Below are 18,606 nucleotides of genomic sequence, written 5' to 3'. Positions count from 1 at the left end.
GAGAGACGTATGGACAGAAGCATCCGACGCGCCCTGTACACGGTACTTGTTGCGGGCGGCCTCGTGGTCGTCGGCGCCTCCACCGCGCACGCCGCGGGGGAAGGTCTGTTGGATCCAGTCACTCAGGGGACCACCGAGACCAGCCAGGAAGCCGCCGACACACGCGGCGACCCGGACGCGCCTGGCGACGTCGCGCCCCCGGCAGGCACGGAAGACGAGCTGGCTGAGACACCGGCCGAAGACTTTGACGCGGACACGGATGTCGACACCGAGGTCGACAGGGACGTCGACGCGGGCCTGGTGGGCGACATCGTCGGCCGGGACGGAATACTTGATTCGCTCGTGCACGTCGACGTCGCCGGAGTTGTCGACGGGACGCTGGGCGAGAACGGGCTGGTCAGCGACCTGCTTGGTGTCCCGCCGACCGATATCGAGGTCCCCTTACCGGAGGTCCCCCTGCCGGAGGAGCCGGGCACCGAAGAACCGGGTACGGAGGAGCCGGGAACGGAGGAGCCGGGAACGGAGGAGCCGGGAACGGAGGAGCCGGGAACGGAAGAGCCGGGCACCGAGGAACCAGGTACGGAGGAACCAGGTACGGAGGAGCCGGGCGTCGAAGAGCCGGGCGTCGATCTTCCTGGAACCACCCCTCCCGGATCCGGCCACCACCCGGGTGGATCCGAGACGCCTCGCGGCAACGTGACTCCCACCCGCCTCGACCACGATGTCGACAGCACGGGTTCTGGCCCGGGCAAGACCTCCGGTCGCCACGGTGTGACCAGCCAGAGCCTGCCTGCCTCGGCGCCGGATGCCGCGCGAGACCTCCTTGCCGACAGCACCGCCAACTCTGGAAGCACCGATGGTGACGACAGCGTCGACATCGGCTGGGGCGACGATGCCAAGCCTGCTCCCGCGCCGTCCGAGTACGACGGGACGATCCTGCCGGGTGGCCTGAGCGAAAGCCTGCACGACACATTGCCTGAGCCCGCGGAGGTGGCGGAACCGGTGGTCGTACCGGGTACAGCCAACATCCAGCCGGGACACCTGATCACGGGGCAGCTCTCGCTGATCTCGCTCCTTCTGGGGCTGGGGATCGCGGTGCTCCGCTTACGTCGCCGTTAGAACGTGGTCTGACCATGTTCTGACGGAGACAACGGCCCGGGGTGCGGTTCCGGTTGTGAGTCACCACGGTGGCTCACTTCGGGGGCCGTCCCAAATCCGGGTCGGCAGGTTCGTGGGGTCGGGGCGCCGCTGGGGGGCGCCCCGGCCCGCGGACCGGGACAGAACAGAGCGGGAGCTCAGGCCATCGGGGGGTGACCTGAGCGCCCGCTCTGTCATGCCCCCTGTCATGCCCTCTGCCGTGCCCTCTCCCGTGCGCGGGAGGCGCACGTCACAGCGGAGGCCCTCGGCCGGCGTCGGACCGGGGCCTACGATCGGAGCACCATGCGCCATCTGCTCGCCGACACCACACCGCTGAGGGTGTCGCCGGACTTCCGGCGTCTGTGGTTCGGGCTGTCGATCTCGAACATCGGCACGCAGGTGACCATCGTCGCGGTGGGCTTGCAGATCTACGCGCTGACCGGGTCCACGCTCGCGGTGGGCCTGCTGGGCCTGTTCTCGCTGGTCCCGCTGGTCGCGCTCGGCCTGTACGGCGGGGCGCTGGTGGACCGGTACGACCGGCGCAAGGTGTCCCTCCTGTCGTCGGCGGTGCTGTGGCTGGTCGTGGCCGGTATCGCCGCGCAGGCCTGGCTGGACCTCGAGTCGGTGCAGCTGTTGTACGGGCTGGTCGCCCTCCAGAGCGCGGCGTTCGCGATCAACAACCCGGCCCGGTCGGCGATCATCCCCCGGCTGCTGCCCAGGGAGCTGATGCCCGCTGCGAACGCGCTCTCGACGCTGTCGATGAACATCTCGCTGACCGGCGGCCCCCTGATCGGTGCGCTGCTCGTGGCCCAGCTCGGCTACGCCTGGCGTACACCCTGGACATGGTGCTGTTCCTCGCGGCCCTCTGGGCGGTGTTCCGGCTGCCGCCCGTGCTCCCGGAGCTTTCCGCCGCCGACGGCACGGCCCCGGACGGCCGCGTGCGCGCCAGCGGGCTGCGCTCGGTCCTGGACGGCCTGCGCTACCTCGCCACCCAGCCGAACGTGCGCACCACGTTCCTCGTCGACATCTGCGCGATGGTCCTCGCCTTCCCGCGCGTCCTGTGGCCGGCGGCCGGCGTCATCTACCTGGGTGGCGGCGAGACGACGACGGGTGTGCTCGCGGCGGCCTTCGCCATCGGCGGCATCCTCGCGAGCGTGTTCTCCGGCGGGCTGACGCGCATGCGCAAGCAGGGGCAGGTGATCATCTGGTCGATCACCGCGTGGGGCCTGTCGATCGCCGCGTTCGGGCTGGTCCTCGTCCTGGTGGGGCGGGGCTCACCGGACGGGGCGATCGTCTGGGCGGTCGTGGCGGCCGGGATCGCCCTTGCGTTCGCGGGCGGTTCGGACAGCGTGTCGTCGGTGTTCCGGCAGAGCATCCTGCAGACCGCCACCCCCGACCACATGCGCGGTCGCCTGCAAGGGGTGTTCATCGTGGTGGTCGCGGGCGGGCCGCGACTCGGCGAGATGGTCCTCGGCGCCGAGGCGGCGTGGTTCGGCGAGGGGTGGGCGGCCGTCGTCGGCGGGCTCACCTGCGTGGTGCTGCTCTGGCTGATCGTGCGCCTGACGCCGCGGTTCTGGGGCTACGACGCGCGCCACCCGGAACCCTGATCCTTGTTGCGGGCGGATCGTTGCGCCGGTGACGGGTGCCTGGTCACAACGATCCCGCCCACAACATAGGGGGTGGGTCAGCTCTTCGGGGCGACGTCCGTGGTCTTACCGGCCGAGCTCGAGCCGGCGCCGTTGGTCTGTCCTGCCAGGTTCGAGATGAGCTGGTTGATGTCCACGCCTGTGAGCTGCTTGATGACCCCCTGGCCCTCGCCGAGCACGGAGGTCACGCTCTTCGTGATCGCTGAGGCGCCGTCGGTCGAGATCACAGTCATGCCCTGGATCGAGGCGATCGGCTCGGCGGCGGCGCGCACGATGTCGGGCAGGCGCTCGATGAGCTCCTGCACCAGAGCGGCCTCGCCGTACTTGCGCAGCGCCTCGGCCTTGGCATCGATAGTGGTTGCCTCCGCAAGTCCCTCCGCCTCGACGGCGATGGCGCGCGCCCGGCCTTCGGCCTCGATACCGGCGGCCAGCGCCACCTGCCTGTCCCGCTCAGCCTCACCGGCGCGGCGCACCGATTCGGCGGACGCCTCGGCGTCTTGCAGCGCGGCAGTCTTGTTCGCCTCGGCGATGGTGGTGCGCTTGAACGCCTCGGCCTCCGTGGCCGCGTTGTTGGCATCGCGACGGGCATTGGCACCCTGGACCTCCGCGTACGCCTGAGCCTCGGCCGGCTTGCGCACCTCGATGTCGAGGCGCTCCTGCTCCACGCGAGCCTTCTCGGCCATGGCCTCGCGCTCCTGCTGGGCCACGAGGCGGTCCTGCTCGGCGCGGGCGAGCTGGCCGGCGGCGTCGGCCTCGGCATTCGCCCGGTCCGTCTCCGCCTTGATGGTGGCCTTCCTGAGGTCGAGGGCCTTCTTGCGTACGGCGATCTGCTCGGCCGCCTCGATCACGGCGAACTCCGCGGCCCGGTTGGCCTCCGCCTCGGACACCTCGGCGAGCTGACGGGCGTTGGCGGCTTCGGCGCGGCCGAGGTTCGCGAGGTAGTCCGACCCGGGCGTCGAGATGTCGGAGATGTTCAGCAGGTCGACCTGGAGGCCCTGCTCCGAGAGGTCCGTCTTGGTGGACTGCACCACGCGGTCGGACAGGCCCTTGCGGTCCGAGATGATCTGTTCGATCGTCATGTCGCCGACGATCGACCGCAGCGAGCCCTCGAGAGACTCCTTGATGATCTCGGTCAGCAGATGCTGCTGGGACAGGAAGCGCTGGGCTGCTCGCCGCACGCCTTCCTCGTCACCGCGCACCTTGAAGTTGATCGACGCCTTGATCGCGATCTTGATGCGGTTCTTGTCGACGCCCTCGACAGTGATGCCGATCTGCCGCTGTTCCAGGGAGATCGCGAAGCCTTGCTGCAGCACCGGCCACACGAACGCCCGGCCGCCGACCACTACGCGCTGGCTCGCCATCTGCGCCTCGGACTTGCCCGCACCGCGGCCCACGATGATCAACGCCTCGTTCGGCGGTACGCGCCGGATGCGGCTCGCGATGAACGCGAGGACGAGGAAGATCGCGAGCACACCCGCCACTACGGCGATGATGCCCACTAGTTGACCGGTCAGTTCCATCTCGGCTCCTGGGGTAAGGGCGGTGGCCAGGCCGAAGGTCGGTCCCAGCCGGTAAAGGGATCGTGCGCGCGGTTCTTGCGAGGAGCGTCGGAGCGCTTCAGCGCGGGACGGGCTCGACCTTGACGCGTGCGCCGTGCTGTTCGACGACGATGATCCGAAGGCCCTGCTCGATCGGCTCGTCGGAGAACGCGAGCCGGGTCTCGAGCTCTGTGGTGGCGTCGAGCGACACCTCGCCGTGGCCGCGGTCGACGTCCGACGTCACGGTGCCTTGGATGCCGACCAGGGAGACGGGGGTGCCGTCGTCACCTGCTTTGAGGCGCTTGATCATCACGTTGACCAGGATGATCACCAGCACGGCGACCACAAGGCCGGCCGGGTAGGCGACCCACGGCTGAAGTCCCGAGGACAGCACCACCATGCCGGTCGCGCCGAACAGCAGGGCTCCTGCGCCTAGCGAGGTGCCCGAGAGCGCGCCGTCGGCCAGCTCGAAGAAGTCGCCGATCACCAAAGAGGTAATCGCGAGCGCCAGCCCGAGGAGGCCGATGATGATGAAGACGAGCATCCCGGGTCCGTTCTTGAAGTTTTGTAAAAGTCGGCTAAAACGTATCAGGAAGGCTTCCGCGATCTGGCGGTAGAGCGGGTGAAGTGCCGGTCAACCGGCTCCAGCCAGGATCGAGGAGGGGTCAGCTACCGCGCCGCCGGCTTTCTCAGGAGCGTGCGGCTCGCGGCCAGGGTCAGCAGGGCGGCGAACCAGCCCGCGCCGACGGCGACCAGGAAGCCCGCGTCCGCTCCGGCTGCGTCCACGCGCGCGCCTGCAACCGACGCGCCCAGCGACGTGCCGATCCCGATCGAGGTGCCCACCCAGGTCAACGCCTCGGTGAGCTGGTGCCTGCTGACCATCTCCTGCACCAGGCCGTTGCCGGTGATGATGGTGGGCGCGATCGCGAGCCCGGCCACGAACATCACGACCGCCAGCATCCAGAGCGAGTTCGCCAGGAGGAACAGGGACACGCCGGCGCCGAGCGTCGCCATCCCGATCACGAACCGGTGCGACGCCGGGCTCGTGAAGTGGCGGGCCCCGTAGAGGAGGCCGGCGAGCAGCGAGCCGAGCGCGAACACCGCGAGGACCACACCGGACAGACCCTTGCTACCCAGCTCTTCGGCGAACGCGACGGTGGAGACCTCCGTGGAGCCGAAGATCATGCCCATCGCCACGAAGACGAGCACCAGCACCGGCATGCCGGGAGTGAGGACGACTGCGCGGTGCCGCGCCTCGGCGTCGGGCACTACGACGGGCGGCTGGGTGGCGCGCTGCATCAAGAACAGCAGACCGCCCACCACCGTCGCGATCCCGGCGACCACCAGGGCCGACGGCGCCGCGACGGCGGTGGCGAGCGTCGTGGCGAGCACCGGGCCCACGATGTAGACCAGCTCGTCGATCGAGGACTCCAGCGAGTACGCGGTGTGCAGGCGACGCGGGTCGTCGAGCGCGTGGTTCCAGCGCGCGCGGACCATGGAGCCGTAGGAGCCCTGGCTCGCACCGGCGAGTGCGGCGAACGGCCACAGCACCCATTCGGGCGCGCCGAGCATTGCCGCGGTGATGAGCCCGCCCAGGCCGACGGCGGAGACGGCGAGCGCCGGCAGCAGCACGGACCGCTGGCCGCGCCGGTCCACCCAGCGTGCGATCTGCGGGGCGAGGAACGCCTGGGCCAGACCCAGCACCGCGGCGACCCGGCCCGCCATGGCGTAGCTGTCGTAGAGGCCCTGCACCATGAGCACCGCTCCGATGCCGATCATCGACATGGGTAGCCGGGCGAGCGCCCCGGCCGCGGAGAACTTCAGCGCGCCAGGAGTGCGGAGCACTGCCGCGTACGGATTGGATCTGGGTGTTGCGGCAGTCTCTGGCACGGTTCGAGTGTCGCATCGACCACTGACACTGGTCCCGCTGTTTCCGGTGGGCCACGATGTTCCCATGACCGACGAACCGCAGGTGACGGTGACCGACAACCCAGAGGAGTCCCGTTTCGAGGTGAGTGTCGACGGCAAGCTGGCCGGCTTCGCCGTCTACCAGAGAGATCCGGGAACTGTCATCTTTGTGCACACCGAGGTGTTCGAGGAGTACGAGGGCCAGGGGCTGGCGGGGCAGCTCGCGAAGGCCGCGCTCGGTATGGTGCGCGACGCGGGCGACAAGATCGTGCCGATGTGCCCCTACATCCGGGCCTACGTCCGCAAGCACGCGCCCGAGTACGACGATCTGCTGCGGGGGCACACGCCGGAATGAGGCCGTAGTGGCCGGTCAGCGAGGTGTGAAAGTAAGTTTCATGATCTCGATCACTTTGTAAACTTCACATCCGTAGCGACATGTGCGAGAGTTTCCCCACGGCGCCGCCCGGTGGCATTGTTTGTCACCTCAGTGTTTCCGGCTCGGCGCCGGCCAACTTTGCAGGAGCGCAGCAGCGGGACCACAGCAGCAAGGTCGCAGCAGCACAACCACATCACCGAGCACCACGGCACCAACCCCCAGCAGCCAGTACCGGAGGTCAAGCACGTGAGGCAACCCGCCCGCCACGAGGCGACACACCTGCCCGCCTATGCGCGCACCAGGTCGCTTCCACCGGCCAAGGCGGCGGGGCTGATGTCGGGGATGGGGCGGCGTGAGTTCCTCACGATGGCGGCGACGGGCACGGCGGCCGCGGCGATCAGCGTCACGATCGCGGCCCTGGACCCCGCAACGGCGCTCGGCGCCCCGGCCATGACGGGCAACGCCACACCGCCGCCGTCGTCCGACCCGAGGATGAAGCGTGAGCTGCGTGCCATGTGGATCGCCTCCGTGGTCAACATCGACTGGCCCTCGGCCAGCGGCCTCGACGCGGCGAGCCAGCAGGCCGAGTTCCTGCACTGGCTCGACGTGGCCCAGGAGAACCGGCTGAACGCCGTGTTCGTGCAGGTCCGGCCCACTGCCGACGCGTTCTGGGAGAGCCCGTACGAGCCGTGGTCGCAGTACCTGACCGGCACGCAGGGGCAGGACCCGGGTTACGACCCGCTCGGATTCATGGTCGCCGAGGCGCACAAGCGCAACATCGAGCTGCACGCCTGGTTCAACCCCTACCGCGTGTCGATGCAGGCCGATCTGGCGCAGCTCGTCGCCGACCATCCCGCGCGGCAGCACCCGGACTGGGTGTGGCCCTACGGCGGCAGGCTCTACTTCGACCCGGGCATCCCCGAGGCGCAGGAGCACATCCAGCGGGCGATCCTGCACGCGGTCGAGAACTACGACATCGACGGTGTGCACTTCGACGACTACTTCTACCCGTACCCGGTGGCCGGCCAGGTACTGCCCGACGCCGGGACGTACGAGCAGTACGGCGCGGGCTTCGACACGATCGAGGACTGGCGCCGGGGCAACGTGGACCGCTTCGTCGAGACGATGAGCGGCCGCATCAAGGAGGCCAAGCCCTGGGTCAAGTTCGGGATCAGCCCGTTCGGCATCTGGCGCAACAGCACCACCGACCCGCTGGGCTCGGACACGGGCGGGTCCGAGTCGTACGACGACCAGTTCGCCGACACCCGCAAGTGGGTGCTCGAAGGCTGGCTCGACTACATCAACCCGCAGGTCTACTGGCAGATCGGGCTCGCGATCGCCGACTACGCGGCCCTCGTCCCGTGGTGGGCCGAGATCGCGGCGCAGTCCGGCACCCAGCTGTACATCGGTGAGGCCCTCTACAAGGTGACGAGCGGGGTCTTCACCGACCCGGCCGAGCTCTCCAACCACCTCGACCTGTGCCGTGAGGTCAGCCACGACGTCGGACCGATCCACGGCAACGTCTACTACTCGGCGAAGCACGTGCCCGCCGACCCGCAGGGCGCCATGTCGCAGGTCATCGAGGACCACTACCAGAACCTGGCACTCGTGCCGCCGATGCCGCACCTGCCGGCCGTGCCCGTGGTCACCCCGGTTCTCACGAAGGCCCGCAGGGTGTCCGACGGCGTCCAGATCCACGTGGCCGACATGGGCGCCAGGGCCTCCCGGGCGACGTCGTTCGCGGTGTACCGCGTGCCGGGCTACGCGAGAACCGTGGACACGGACGACCCGGCGAACCTCGTAGGGACGTTCCGCTCCACGGGCGGGCGCATCCAGTCCTGGCTCGACGCCTCGGCCGTGCCCAACCTGCACTACACCTACGTCGTGACGGCGCTGGACCGGGTCTGGAACGAGACCGGCCCGAGCCGGCCGCGCGTCACCGAGTAGGCGTCACCGAGCCGAGCGCGTCAGCGCTCGACGGGAAGTCCCGCGCCCTGCCAGGCCACGATGCCGCCGTCGAGGTTCGTCGCCTCGAAGCCCACGGCGTCGTTGAGCCACTGGGTGGCACTCGCCGAGCGGCCACCGGAGTGGCAGATGACCAGGATCGGCGCCTCGGCGTCGAGCTCCCCGAACCGCGCGGGCAGGTCGCTCAGCGGGATGTGCACGGCGCCCGGAGCGTGGCCGGCGTCCCACTCGTGCTGCTCGCGCACGTCCAGCAGTACTGAACCGTCGGGGACGGGCGACGTCGGATCGAGCTCACTGGGGTGGACCGAGGGGACCTCGGGCTGCATCGGCGGGAACATGTCTTCAGCCTACGACGGCGACGCGAGCACTCCGGCGGCGACGGACACGCCCGGTACCTGGCAGTATCGGCTGTATGGATGCCCGTGCCGGAACTCCCGCCCAGTCCAGCGACCTGATCGACGTCGACCAGGTGGTCGGTGCCTATTACGACCTCACCCCGGACCCGGACGACCCCGGCCAGCAGGTCGTGTTCGGCACGTCCGGCCACCGGGGGTCGAGCCTGGACCACGCCTTCAACGAGGCGCACATCGTCGCGATCACCGCGGCCATCGTTGAGTACCGGCGTGACCAGGGCACGGACGGCCCCCTGTTCATCGGGCGGGACACGCACGCGCTGTCCCACCCGGCCTGGCAGACGGCGCTCGAGGTGCTTGCCGCGGCCGACGTCGACGTCATGGTCGACGCACGCGACTCGTGGACGCCGACACCCGCCGTCAGCCAGTCGATCCTGCTGCACAACCAGACGCGGTTCGCCGAGGGCACTCCCGGCCTGGCCGCGCCAGGCGCCGGGCTCGCCGACGGGATAGTCGTGACGCCGTCCCACAACCCGCCGCGCGACGGCGGCTTCAAGTACAACCCGCCGCACGGCGGCCCCGCCGGCTCCGAGGCGACCGGGTGGATCGCGGACCGGGCCAACGAGCTCCTGCGCACCGGAATCGGGCAGGTGAAGCGGGTGCAGCTCGACCAGGCGCTCGCGGCCGAGACCACGCACCGGCACGACTACCTCTCGACCTACGTGGACGACCTCGCGAGCGTGCTGGACCTGGAGATCATCCGGACGTCGGGAGTGCGCATCGGGGCCGACCCGCTGGGCGGGGCGTCGGTCGAGTACTGGGGGGCGATCGCCGAGCGGTACGACCTCGACCTCACCGTCGTGAACCCCCAGGTCGACCCGCGCTGGGCGTTCATGACGCTCGACTGGGACGGCAAGATCCGCATGGACTGCAGCTCGCCGTACGCGATGGCCTCGCTGGTGCAGCGGATGACGGACCTCCCGTCCGGGGCGGAGGCGCCCTTCGACGTCGCCACCGGCAACGACGCGGACTCCGACCGGCACGGCATCGTCACCGCCGACGGCCTGATGAACCCCAACCATTTCCTCGCCGTCGCCATCGAATACCTCTACGGCGGAAACCGGCCGAGCTGGCCCACGGGCGCCGCGATCGGCAAGACCCTCGTGTCGTCCGCGCTCATCGACCGGGTCGCCGGCGGGCTCGGCCGGCGCCTCGTTGAGGTGCCGGTCGGCTTCAAGTGGTTCGTCCCGGGCCTGCTCTCCGGCGAGGTCGGGTTCGGCGGCGAGGAGTCCGCGGGCGCGTCGTTCCTGCGCAAGGACGGCCGCGTCTGGTCCACCGACAAGGACGGGCTCCTGCTCGCGCTGCTCGCCTCGGAGATCCTCGCGGCCACGGGCAAGTCCCCGTCGGAGCACCACGCCGCACAGGTCGAGCAGTACGGGGAGAGCTGGTACGCCCGCGTCGACGCCGCCGCCACGCGGGAGCAGAAGGCCCGGCTCGGCGCGCTGTCGCCGTCGGACGTCACCACCACCACGCTCGCCGGGCAGGAGATCACGGCGAAGCTCACCGAGGCGCCCGGAAACGGCGCGAAGATCGGCGGGCTCAAGGTGACGACGGCGGACGCCTGGTTCGCCGCGCGCCCCAGCGGCACCGAGGACGTGTACAAGATCTACGCGGAGTCGTTCGTGTCCGCCGAGCACCTCACCGAGGTGCAGGCCGCTGCGAAGACGCTGGTCGACGAAGCGCTGGCCTGACCGCAGCCTCGTCGGCCGACTCCGGGCCGGGGATCAGTCGACGGTCGTCACCAGGAGATTGACCAGATCGCTCAGGACGGCGGTGCCCGCTACGGCGCCGTCGTCCTCTGGTGTCTCGGCGGTGGAGCCCGCGACCGCCGCCATCCGTGCGGACGACTCGTAGACGCTGAGCAGCAGGTCGACCGCTGTCCGCCGGTCGACGGTGAACCGCAGGCCGAGGTCGCCCAGGAGGCGCTCGATCGCCGAGGCAAGCTCCTTGCGGAGCGTCTCCTCCTGAGCAAGGAACGGGAGGCCGACGGCGGGGTCGCGCATCGCGAGCAGCTCCAGCTCCGCGCGCATCATCGCCCACTGCCGGGCGTCTCCGTGGTCGGTGACCACTACCGCGAGGACGGCCTGGATCGTGTCTGGATCCAAGGTGCCGCACCGCATGATGTCGGGCTCCAGCTCCTTGCCGACGGACTCCAGCGCGGCGAGCTGCCGGCGCATCGCCCGTTCGGCGAGCGCGAGGAACAGCTCTTCCTTGCTGCTGAAGTTCGAGTAGAAGGCGCCGCGGGTGAACCCGGCGGCCTCGCAGACGGCCTCGATGGACGCGCCGTGGATGCCCTGGCGGGCGAAGACGGTGAAGGCGGCGTCAAGCAGACGCTCGCGGGTTCGTTCACGGCGCGGGGTCAGGGCCGTGGCGAACGCGCGCTCGACGGACGACCCGGAGCCGACGTCTGTGGCGGGCTCGGTGGTCACGGCAACTCCTCGGGGTGGCAAGTGACCAGTCTATCAATACAAGCGTGTATCGGATACACCGGCGTATCCGATACAGTGGTGCATCGAACGTCCCCTGTTGTGCCCCACCTCTCCCAGGAGTGTGCGTGTCCTCCGTTCTTTACTCGCTCGGCCGCTGGGCCGTCCGCGCCCGTCGGCTCGTCGTAGCCATCTGGGTCGTGGCGCTCGTCCTCGTGGGCGGTGCGGCCGGCCTGCTGCAGCAAGGCCTCGACAACCAGGTGTCCATCCCCGGCACGGAGTCCCAGGAGGCGCTCGACCGCCTCGCGGCTACGTTCCCGCAGGTCAGTGGCGCCTCGGCGCAGGTAATTGTGGTCGCGCCCGAAGGCGGGTCGATCAACGACGCCGCAATGCGCACGGCAATCGAGGACGGCGTCGAGGAGCTTGGCGACGTTTCCCAGGTCGAGGTGGTCACCTCGCCGTACGACGATCAGATGCCGGCCTCGGTGTCCGACGACGAGCGCGCGACGCTGCTGACGATCCAGCTCGACGGCGATCAGGGCTCCATCACTCAGGAGACCAAGGACGCGCTGGGCGTGGAGGCCGACGTGCTCGCGCAGTCCCTGCCCGACGGCGCGGAGGCGCACCTGGGTGGCCAGCTCTTCTCCTCGAGCTTTCCCGAGCTGACGCTCACCGAGGGCATCGGCCTGCTGGTCGCGCTGGTGGTGCTCGTCCTCACGCTCGGCTCGCTCGTGGCCGCCGGCCTGCCGCTGCTGAACGCCCTGCTCGGCGTCGGAGCGTCGATGGGGCTGCTGTTCGCCGCGACGGCCCTCGGCCCGATCAACTCGACCACGCCCATGCTGGCAGTGATGCTCGGCCTGGCGGTCGGCATCGACTACGCCCTCTTCATCGTGTCCCGGCACCGGGAACAGCTCGGCAAGGGGCTGGCCGTCGACGAGTCGATCGCGCGGGCGACCGCGACTGCCGGCTCCGCCGTCGTGTTCGCCGGCCTCACCGTGATGATCGCGCTCGTCGGCCTGGGAGTTGCCGGCATCCCGTTCCTCACCATCATGGGTGTCGCGGCGGCGGTGACGGTAGGTGTCACCGTGCTGGTGTCCCTCACACTCCTGCCGGCGCTGCTCGGATTCGCGGGGGAGCGGCTGCGGCCCAAGCCGTCGCGCCGCGCACGGCGCGAGGCGGCCGAGCAGGACCGGGCCGCCCGGGCGGCAGCGGTCGCCGACGGCGCCGAGGCGCCCCGGTCGCGTGCCGCCGCCACGGTGCCCTCGTCCGAGCAGCGGCCCAACCGCTTCTTCACCGGGTGGGTACGGGCAGTGACCAAGGTCCCGGCGCTGACCGTCGTGCTGGTCATCGCAGCCATGAGCGCGCTCAGCCTGCCCGCCCTGGACCTGCGCCTCGCGCTCCCGGACGCCGGCGTGATGGAGGAGGACGATCCGGCTCGCGTCACCTACGACCTCGTCTCCGAGCACTTCGGTGACGGCTTCAACGGCCCGCTGATCGTGACCGGCTCCATCGTGACCAGCACCGACCCGGTAGCGCTCATGGACCAGATCGGCGACGAGATCGCGGATCTGCCGGGTGTGGCCGACGTCCCCCTCGCCACCCCGAACCCGACAGCGGACACCGGCATCATCCAGGTGGTCCCCGAGGGCGGCCCGACGTCGGCCCAGACCGAGGACCTGGTGCGCGAGATCCGCGCACAGCACGACTACTTCCTCGACGAGTACGGCGTGGACCTCGCGGTCACCGGCTTCACGGCCGTCGGTATCGACGTGTCCGACAAGCTCGGTGACGCGCTGCTGCCGTTCGCCCTCGTTGTGGTCGGCCTGTCGCTGATCCTGCTGACCATGGTGTTCCGCTCCATCGCGGTGCCGATCAAGGCGACGGTGGGCTACCTGTTCTCCGTGGGCGCCGCGTTCGGCGTGGTCTCCCTCGTGTTCGAGCACGGCGTGCTCGCCGAGGCGCTCAACGTGACCCGCACCGGGCCGGTGATCAGCTTCATGCCGATCGTGCTCATGGGCATCCTGTTCGGCCTCGCGATGGACTACGAGGTGTTCCTCGTGTCCCGCATGCGCGAGGACTTCGTGCACGGCGGCAGCGCCAAGCACGCGATCACGAGCGGGTTCCAGGGTTCGGCCAAGGTCGTCACCGCCGCGGCGATCATCATGATCGCTGTCTTCGTGGCGTTCGTCCCGCACGGCGACATGAACCTCAAACCGATCGCGCTCGGCCTCGCCGTCGGCGTCGCCGTCGACGCGTTCGTGGTGCGCATGGTCTTCGTCCCCGCCGTGCTCGCGCTGCTGGGCGAGAAGGCCTGGTACATGCCGAAGTGGCTCGACCGGGTGCTGCCGTCGTTCGACGTGGAGGGCGAGGGCCTGGCCCGCGAGCTGTCGCTCGTGGACTGGCCGGAGCCGGGTGCTACCGACGCGGTGGCGACCGGAGACCTCGAGGTGCACGGCCGGTCCGGTGTGATCGTCGGCCCGGTAAGCGTCCGGGTGCCCGACGGCGGCACGCTGCTCGTGCACGGTGATGCCACGGCCCCGGTGAGCGCGTTCCTGCTCGCTGTCGCAGGGCGGCTGAAGGTATCGGGCGGTGTGGCGAAGACCGCCGGGCTGGTGCTGCCCGAGCGCGCGTCGTCCGTGCGGCACAAGGTAGCGGTCGTCGACTCGGCGGCCGAGGGCGGACATCCCGCCGAGGCGGTCCGCCGGTCACTGCGCGACAAGCCGAGAGTGCTGGTCGTGGACGCCACCGAGACGGTTGGCGACCTGGCGGCGCGTGCAGAGCTGGCGCAGGCCGTGGCCGGCGCACAGGCCGCGGGGGTCGCGGTGCTGCTCGGCTCGACCGGCTTCGCGGCGACCGACCTGGCGCCAGTCGGCACCCCGGTGCTGGACGTCGGCCCGAGCACCTACGACACGTCCCCGGGTGCGATCCCCGATCAACAAGCAGACCTGACCGAACAGGAGGTGCGCGCATGACAACCGCAACGAGATGGCTCCGGCCCGAGCCCTTCCGCAACCCGTGGCGCGCCGTCGCCGTGGCATTGCTTCCCCTGATGATCCTGGGGCTGCTCATCTCTGCCCTGTGGAACCCGCAGGAGCGCCTCGACACCGTCAAGGCCGCGATCGTCAACCTCGACGAGCCGGTGGAGATCGACGGCCAGACCGTGCCGCTCGGCCGCCAGCTCGCCGCGGGTCTGGTGAGCGGCGGCGAGTCGGCCGACGCCGAAGCCGGCGAGGCGGCGGCGATCCCGGCGTCCGACGCGAGCTACGACTGGGAGATCTCCGACGCGGCGAGCGCCGCCGACGGACTGGCCGACGGCACCTACTCGGCGGTCATCACCATCCCGGAGGGCTTCTCTGCGGCGGCGACGTCGTTCAGCGGGGACGACCCGACGGAGGCGGAGCAGGCGACCATCGACGTAGCCACCGCTCCCGACGGACGCGTGCTCGACGACGCTCTCGCGCAGGTCGTGGCGCAGACCGCCACCGGCGTGCTCGGCAGCACCCTCACCGAGACCTACGTGGACAACGTGCTCGTGGGCTTCTCCACACTGTCGGAAGAGCTGGGCACGGCCGCCGACGGCGCCGACCAGCTCGCCAGCGGTGCCACCGACGCGGGCGAGGGCGCACAGGAGCTGGCCGACGGCGCGCACCAGACCTCGGACGGCATAGCCGGGGTGGGCGACGGCGTGACGAGCCTGGCGGGCGGCGCGGGCCAGTGGGCCTCCGGCGCGGGGCAGTGGGCTACGGGTGCGAACCAGGCGGCGGCGGGCGTGAGCCAGCTGGCCGACGGTGCCGGGCAGTCCGCCGCGGGCGCCGCAGACCTCGCGTCAGGCGCTGACGACCTCGCGACTGGTGCGCAGGGTGTGGCGTCGGGTGCGCAGGGCCTGGCAGCTGGGCTGGCGGAGACTTCCGCGAAGCTTGAGGGAAGCGAAGGGGCGCCTGGCCCGGCGGCGGCCGCGTCGCAGCTGGCGACAGGTGCGGAGGGTGTGTCCGGTGGGGTGACTCAGCTGGTCCAGGGTCTTGAGCAGTCGTGTACCACCCCTGCGCTCGATCCTCGGCTCACGGCTCTGTGCGCCCAGCTGCCGGACCTCAAGGAGCTTGAGGTCGGGGCCCAGCAGGTAGCCGACGGTGCATCCGGGCTTGCCGGGCACTCCCGGATCGAAGCCCACGGGCCTGTACGAGCTGACTGCCGGCATCGCTGGCCTTTCTCAGGGCGCGAACCAGCTCTCCGGTGGCGCGCAGCAGGTATCCGGCGGCGCGTCGGCCCTGGCGGGCGGTGCGCACCAGCTCTCGGGTGGCCTCGCTGATCTGCAGACCGGCGCCGACCAGGCTGCGGTCGGTGTGGCCGAGCTGTCGGGTGCCGCCGAGGAGCTCTCCGGCGGCGCCGGCGGCATCGCCTCGGGGGCTACGGAGCTGGCCAGCGGCGTCGGCCAGCTTGAGACGGGATCCGACCAGCTCGCGACCGGTGTGGACGGACTGGCCGACGGCGTCGGCGAGCTGGCCGGCGGGGCGACGGACCTCTCCGACGGCCTGGGCCAGGCCACCGAGGAGATCCCGAACTACACGGAGCACGAGCGCCAGTCGCTCGCGTCCGTGGTGGCCGACCCTGTCGCAACGGACGGCGAGGTCACCGACCTCAACACCGGCACGACGGGCCCGATGTTTGCTGTGCTGGCGCTCTGGCTCGGCGCGCTCGCGCTGATGCTCGTGTTCTCGCCGGTGCCGCTGCACGCCCTCGGGTCCACCCGTGGCGCGCTCCGGCTGGTGCTCGAGACGTTCGGTATCCCGGCGGCGATCGGCCTGGTCACCGGCCTGGCGACGGGTGCGGTCCTGGCCGGGATCGAGGGCCTGGACCTCGGTGGATGGTTCGCGACCATGGGCTTCGGCGCGCTGGTCTCGGTCGCCTTCGTGGCGGTCAACCAGGCGCTGGCCGCCGCGTTCGGGCACATCGGCCGGGGCGTGAGCCTCCTGATGGCGGTGCTTGTGATCGCGACGGGTGTGGTGTCGACGGTGCCGGGCGTGCTGGCGGGACTGGCCGGGTTCCTCCCGGTGGGTCCGGGCCAGGTCGGCCTCGTGCGGCTCGTCGAGGGTGGCACGGGCGGCATCGGGACGGCGATCGCCGCGATGGCCCTGTGGGCCCTCGCAGGCCTGGCGGTGACCACGCTCATCGTGGCGCGTCAGCGGACGGTCCGAGTCACGGAGCTCCTCCGCCCAGCCTGACCAGAACGCACCGTCGAGTGCGGGATATTCGTTCGGTCAACACCTGCGGACCGAACGAACATCCCGCACTCAACGAGGAGGAGCGAGGCGGAGGCGGCCCGCTGTGTCCGGCCACGGGACCTGTATGCGCTGTGTCGCGATCAGCGCCTTGGACAGGAACGCGTCGCGCAGCACTATGCCCTCGGGGGAGAGCTCGATGACGGTGAGCTCGGGGCCTTCGCCGTCGAGCAGCCAGGGTTCAGCGAGCTCATGCAGACCGCGGTCGAGCACAAGTTCCTCGGCCGCGTGATAGTCACTGGCATCGCCGACGGCGTGACCGAGGCGGTTGCGCGGGATCACGTCGGCGTAGTCGTCGGTCACGGGTTCGAGGTAGCCAACGGTCTCGCCGTCCTCGCGCGTGACAGCGAGCCAGGTGTCGACAGGAGCGATCTCCGGCGTCGTCATGGCCCGACCATAAGGCTGCTCGCCGCTTCCGGGCCTGCTGTTTTCGCGGCCAGGATGTGGCCCGGGCCCGCTCAGCCCAGGTCGGACTTCCGGATCAGGCCGTGCACACCCACCGTCCGGTCGACGACCTGCGAGATCGCGAAGTCGGCCGCCGCCGACAGGTAGGCGTACGCGACCGCCCGGTCCAGGCCGTGGTCGTGCTCGAGAAAGTCGAGCGCGTTGACGACGGCCCGGCGCATCGCGACGTCGAGGTCGCTGAGCTGCCCGCCCACCGAGCCGTCCGGGTCGGACAGACCGATCGGGATCCACGCGTCCCTGGTCTCGGCGAACGGGTAGGAGTACGCGACCGAGGGCGCGTCCCCGGAGCCGGGCTTGCACACCGTGAGCCGGAACGTCCCGCGCAGCGAGCCCTCCATCGCGGTGAGCGCGACCTCGCCGTCGCCCATCGCCATGTGCGGGTCCCCGACGTAGAAGAGCGCGCCCTCGGCGCTGACCGGAAGGTAGAAGGTGGAGCCGGCGCCCAGGTGGCTGATGTCGATGTTGCCGCCACCGAGGGTCGGCGGGATCGAGTTTGCCTCGGGTGCGGTGAGGTTTGTCGTCTCGGCGAAGGCGACGCCCATCATCCCGAAGAAGGTCCGCAGCGGGAACCGCACCCGGCCCCTGCCCGATCCCATCGTCGCGCGGTTGCCCTGCACCTCGGCGAACACGGACACGTTGCCGTAGTCGGTCGGGATGCCGGTGCCGCGCCCGTCGGTCTCGACGGGCGGCATCACCTCGTCGAGCGTGATCCCTGCTGGGGCGCCGGTGGCCGTTGCGGCCAGCGAGCCCTTGCCGTGCCGTGACGAGACGACGCCGTACGGCACGCGCGGCGTGGCTTCGAGCGTCTCGATCTTCAGCACGTCGCCCGGCTCGGCGCCCTCCACGAACACGGGACCGGTCACGATGTGCGGCCCGTCGACGTCGAAGTTGCGTGAGGTGCGGGAGTACCCGGCGGCGATCTCGGCGGCGTCGTCGAGCACGTCGCGCCGTCGCACGCCGTGCTCGGCGAAGTAGGCGACAGGGTCGCGGCCCTGGTCTTCGAGGATGCCCTCGTGGGACACGGAGTCGATGGTGATGGTCCGCCCCGAGCGCACCCGCGCCACGGCGTCGGCGTGCACGGACGGGACGTAGCCCCACAGCACGTCTTCGACGTCGGAGCCCAGGTAGACGTTGCCCGGGATGCGGCCGCGGCCGGGCTGCAGGACGCCGGAGAACCTTGCCGACGTCGCTGCCGCAGCCGACGTCGTCGCCGCGGCCGGCACCGCAGACCCGGCCGCCAGTGCCGACCCTGCCCCCACGCCGAGCGCTGCCTGCAGGAACCGGCGCCGGCCCAGTGCTGAGACCAGGGTGTCAGCCGCCGTGCGTCTGTCTTGGTGTCCGGGAAGAGTCATAGGTCAACGCTCCTTCGTATCGCGCGCGCCGGTGCACTGCGCGATCCCGAAGTTAGGAACCGAACGTTTCGCCCGTATAAGCCCGTCGTAACGATTCGGCTCCT

The 18,606-nt window shown here is 70.5% G+C and carries 14 protein-coding genes and 1 pseudogene; 8 read left to right on the top strand and 7 right to left on the bottom strand.

The window, feature by feature from the left end; translation table 11 throughout:
- Positions 1–9: 9 nt before the first annotated feature.
- Both AB1046_RS15725 and AB1046_RS15720 read left to right on the top strand, forming a co-directional pair.
- A complete protein-coding gene (locus AB1046_RS15725; protein ID WP_369370236.1) occupies positions 10–1,119 on the top strand; it encodes a hypothetical protein in 1,110 nt (369 codons plus the stop codon).
- 321 nt (positions 1,120–1,440) lie between these two features.
- A pseudogene (locus AB1046_RS15720) lies at positions 1,441–2,744 on the top strand (MFS transporter).
- A gap of 77 nt (positions 2,745–2,821) precedes the next feature.
- On the opposite strand, the gene AB1046_RS15715 reads toward AB1046_RS15720, so the two are convergent.
- From AB1046_RS15715 to AB1046_RS15705, 3 genes are all read right to left on the bottom strand, one after another.
- Positions 2,822–4,303, bottom strand: a complete 1,482-nt coding sequence (locus tag AB1046_RS15715) for a flotillin family protein (protein ID WP_369370235.1) — start codon at positions 4,301–4,303, stop codon at positions 2,822–2,824.
- Between the two features lie 97 nt (positions 4,304–4,400).
- Positions 4,401–4,865, bottom strand: coding sequence for an NfeD family protein (locus AB1046_RS15710; protein ID WP_369370234.1), 465 nt, complete (start codon positions 4,863–4,865; stop codon positions 4,401–4,403).
- A gap of 125 nt (positions 4,866–4,990) precedes the next feature.
- Complete coding sequence (locus tag AB1046_RS15705; RefSeq protein WP_369370233.1) at positions 4,991–6,211, bottom strand: MFS transporter; 1,221 nt, start codon at positions 6,209–6,211, stop codon at positions 4,991–4,993.
- A gap of 64 nt (positions 6,212–6,275) precedes the next feature.
- Between AB1046_RS15705 and AB1046_RS15700 the strand changes: the two genes are divergently transcribed.
- Both AB1046_RS15700 and AB1046_RS15695 read left to right on the top strand, forming a co-directional pair.
- Entirely contained in the window at positions 6,276–6,584 is a 309-nt protein-coding gene (locus AB1046_RS15700; RefSeq protein WP_369370232.1) for a GNAT family N-acetyltransferase, read from the top strand.
- A 267-nt stretch (positions 6,585–6,851) separates the two neighbouring features.
- The gene (locus AB1046_RS15695; RefSeq protein ID WP_369370231.1) at positions 6,852–8,552 is read left to right on the top strand and encodes a glycoside hydrolase family 10 protein; all 1,701 of its coding nucleotides are present in this window, start codon (positions 6,852–6,854) and stop codon (positions 8,550–8,552) included.
- Positions 8,553–8,572: 20 nt separating this feature from the next.
- Here the strand turns inward: AB1046_RS15695 and AB1046_RS15690 are convergent, their stop codons facing one another.
- Positions 8,573–8,908, bottom strand: coding sequence for a rhodanese-like domain-containing protein (locus tag AB1046_RS15690; RefSeq protein WP_369370230.1), 336 nt, complete (start codon positions 8,906–8,908; stop codon positions 8,573–8,575).
- A 74-nt stretch (positions 8,909–8,982) separates the two neighbouring features.
- On the opposite strand from AB1046_RS15690, the gene pgm reads away from it, so the two are divergent.
- Positions 8,983–10,674: a phosphoglucomutase (alpha-D-glucose-1,6-bisphosphate-dependent) gene (gene pgm, locus AB1046_RS15685; RefSeq protein ID WP_369370229.1), complete on the top strand. Its 1,692-nt coding sequence runs from the start codon at positions 8,983–8,985 to the stop codon at positions 10,672–10,674.
- A gap of 33 nt (positions 10,675–10,707) precedes the next feature.
- Here pgm and AB1046_RS15680 read toward each other — a convergent pair whose 3' ends face one another.
- Complete coding sequence (locus AB1046_RS15680; RefSeq protein ID WP_369370228.1) at positions 10,708–11,412, bottom strand: TetR/AcrR family transcriptional regulator; 705 nt, start codon at positions 11,410–11,412, stop codon at positions 10,708–10,710.
- Positions 11,413–11,537: 125 nt separating this feature from the next.
- Here AB1046_RS15680 and AB1046_RS15675 point away from each other — a divergent pair, with 125 nt between their 5' ends.
- The 3 genes from AB1046_RS15675 to AB1046_RS15665 are packed head-to-tail and all read left to right on the top strand — an operon-like array spanning position 11,538 to position 16,628.
- Positions 11,538–14,381 (top strand): MMPL family transporter, encoded by a 2,844-nt coding sequence (locus tag AB1046_RS15675; RefSeq protein WP_369370227.1) that lies wholly within the window; start codon positions 11,538–11,540, stop codon positions 14,379–14,381.
- A complete protein-coding gene (locus AB1046_RS15670) occupies positions 14,378–15,715 on the top strand; it encodes a YhgE/Pip domain-containing protein (RefSeq protein ID WP_369370226.1) in 1,338 nt (445 codons plus the stop codon). The genes AB1046_RS15675 and AB1046_RS15670 overlap by 4 nt, the downstream gene beginning before the upstream one ends.
- A 34-nt stretch (positions 15,716–15,749) precedes the next feature.
- Positions 15,750–16,628 (top strand): hypothetical protein, encoded by an 879-nt coding sequence (locus tag AB1046_RS15665; RefSeq protein WP_369375733.1) that lies wholly within the window; start codon positions 15,750–15,752, stop codon positions 16,626–16,628.
- Between the two features lie 69 nt (positions 16,629–16,697).
- On the opposite strand, the gene AB1046_RS15660 is transcribed toward AB1046_RS15665, so the two are convergent.
- Both AB1046_RS15660 and AB1046_RS15655 read right to left on the bottom strand, forming a co-directional pair.
- Positions 16,698–17,072, bottom strand: a complete 375-nt coding sequence (locus AB1046_RS15660) for a hypothetical protein (protein WP_369370225.1) — start codon at positions 17,070–17,072, stop codon at positions 16,698–16,700.
- Positions 17,073–17,143: 71 nt separating this feature from the next.
- On the bottom strand, positions 17,144–18,502 hold the full coding sequence (locus AB1046_RS15655; RefSeq protein ID WP_369370224.1) for an acetamidase/formamidase family protein: 1,359 nt from the start codon (positions 18,500–18,502) through the stop codon (positions 17,144–17,146).
- Between the last annotated feature and the right edge of the window lie 104 nt (positions 18,503–18,606).

This window comes from Promicromonospora sp. Populi (assembly GCF_041081105.1).
Classification (GTDB): domain Bacteria; phylum Actinomycetota; class Actinomycetes; order Actinomycetales; family Cellulomonadaceae; genus Promicromonospora.
This window is presented reverse-complemented; position numbering and strand designations above follow the sequence as displayed.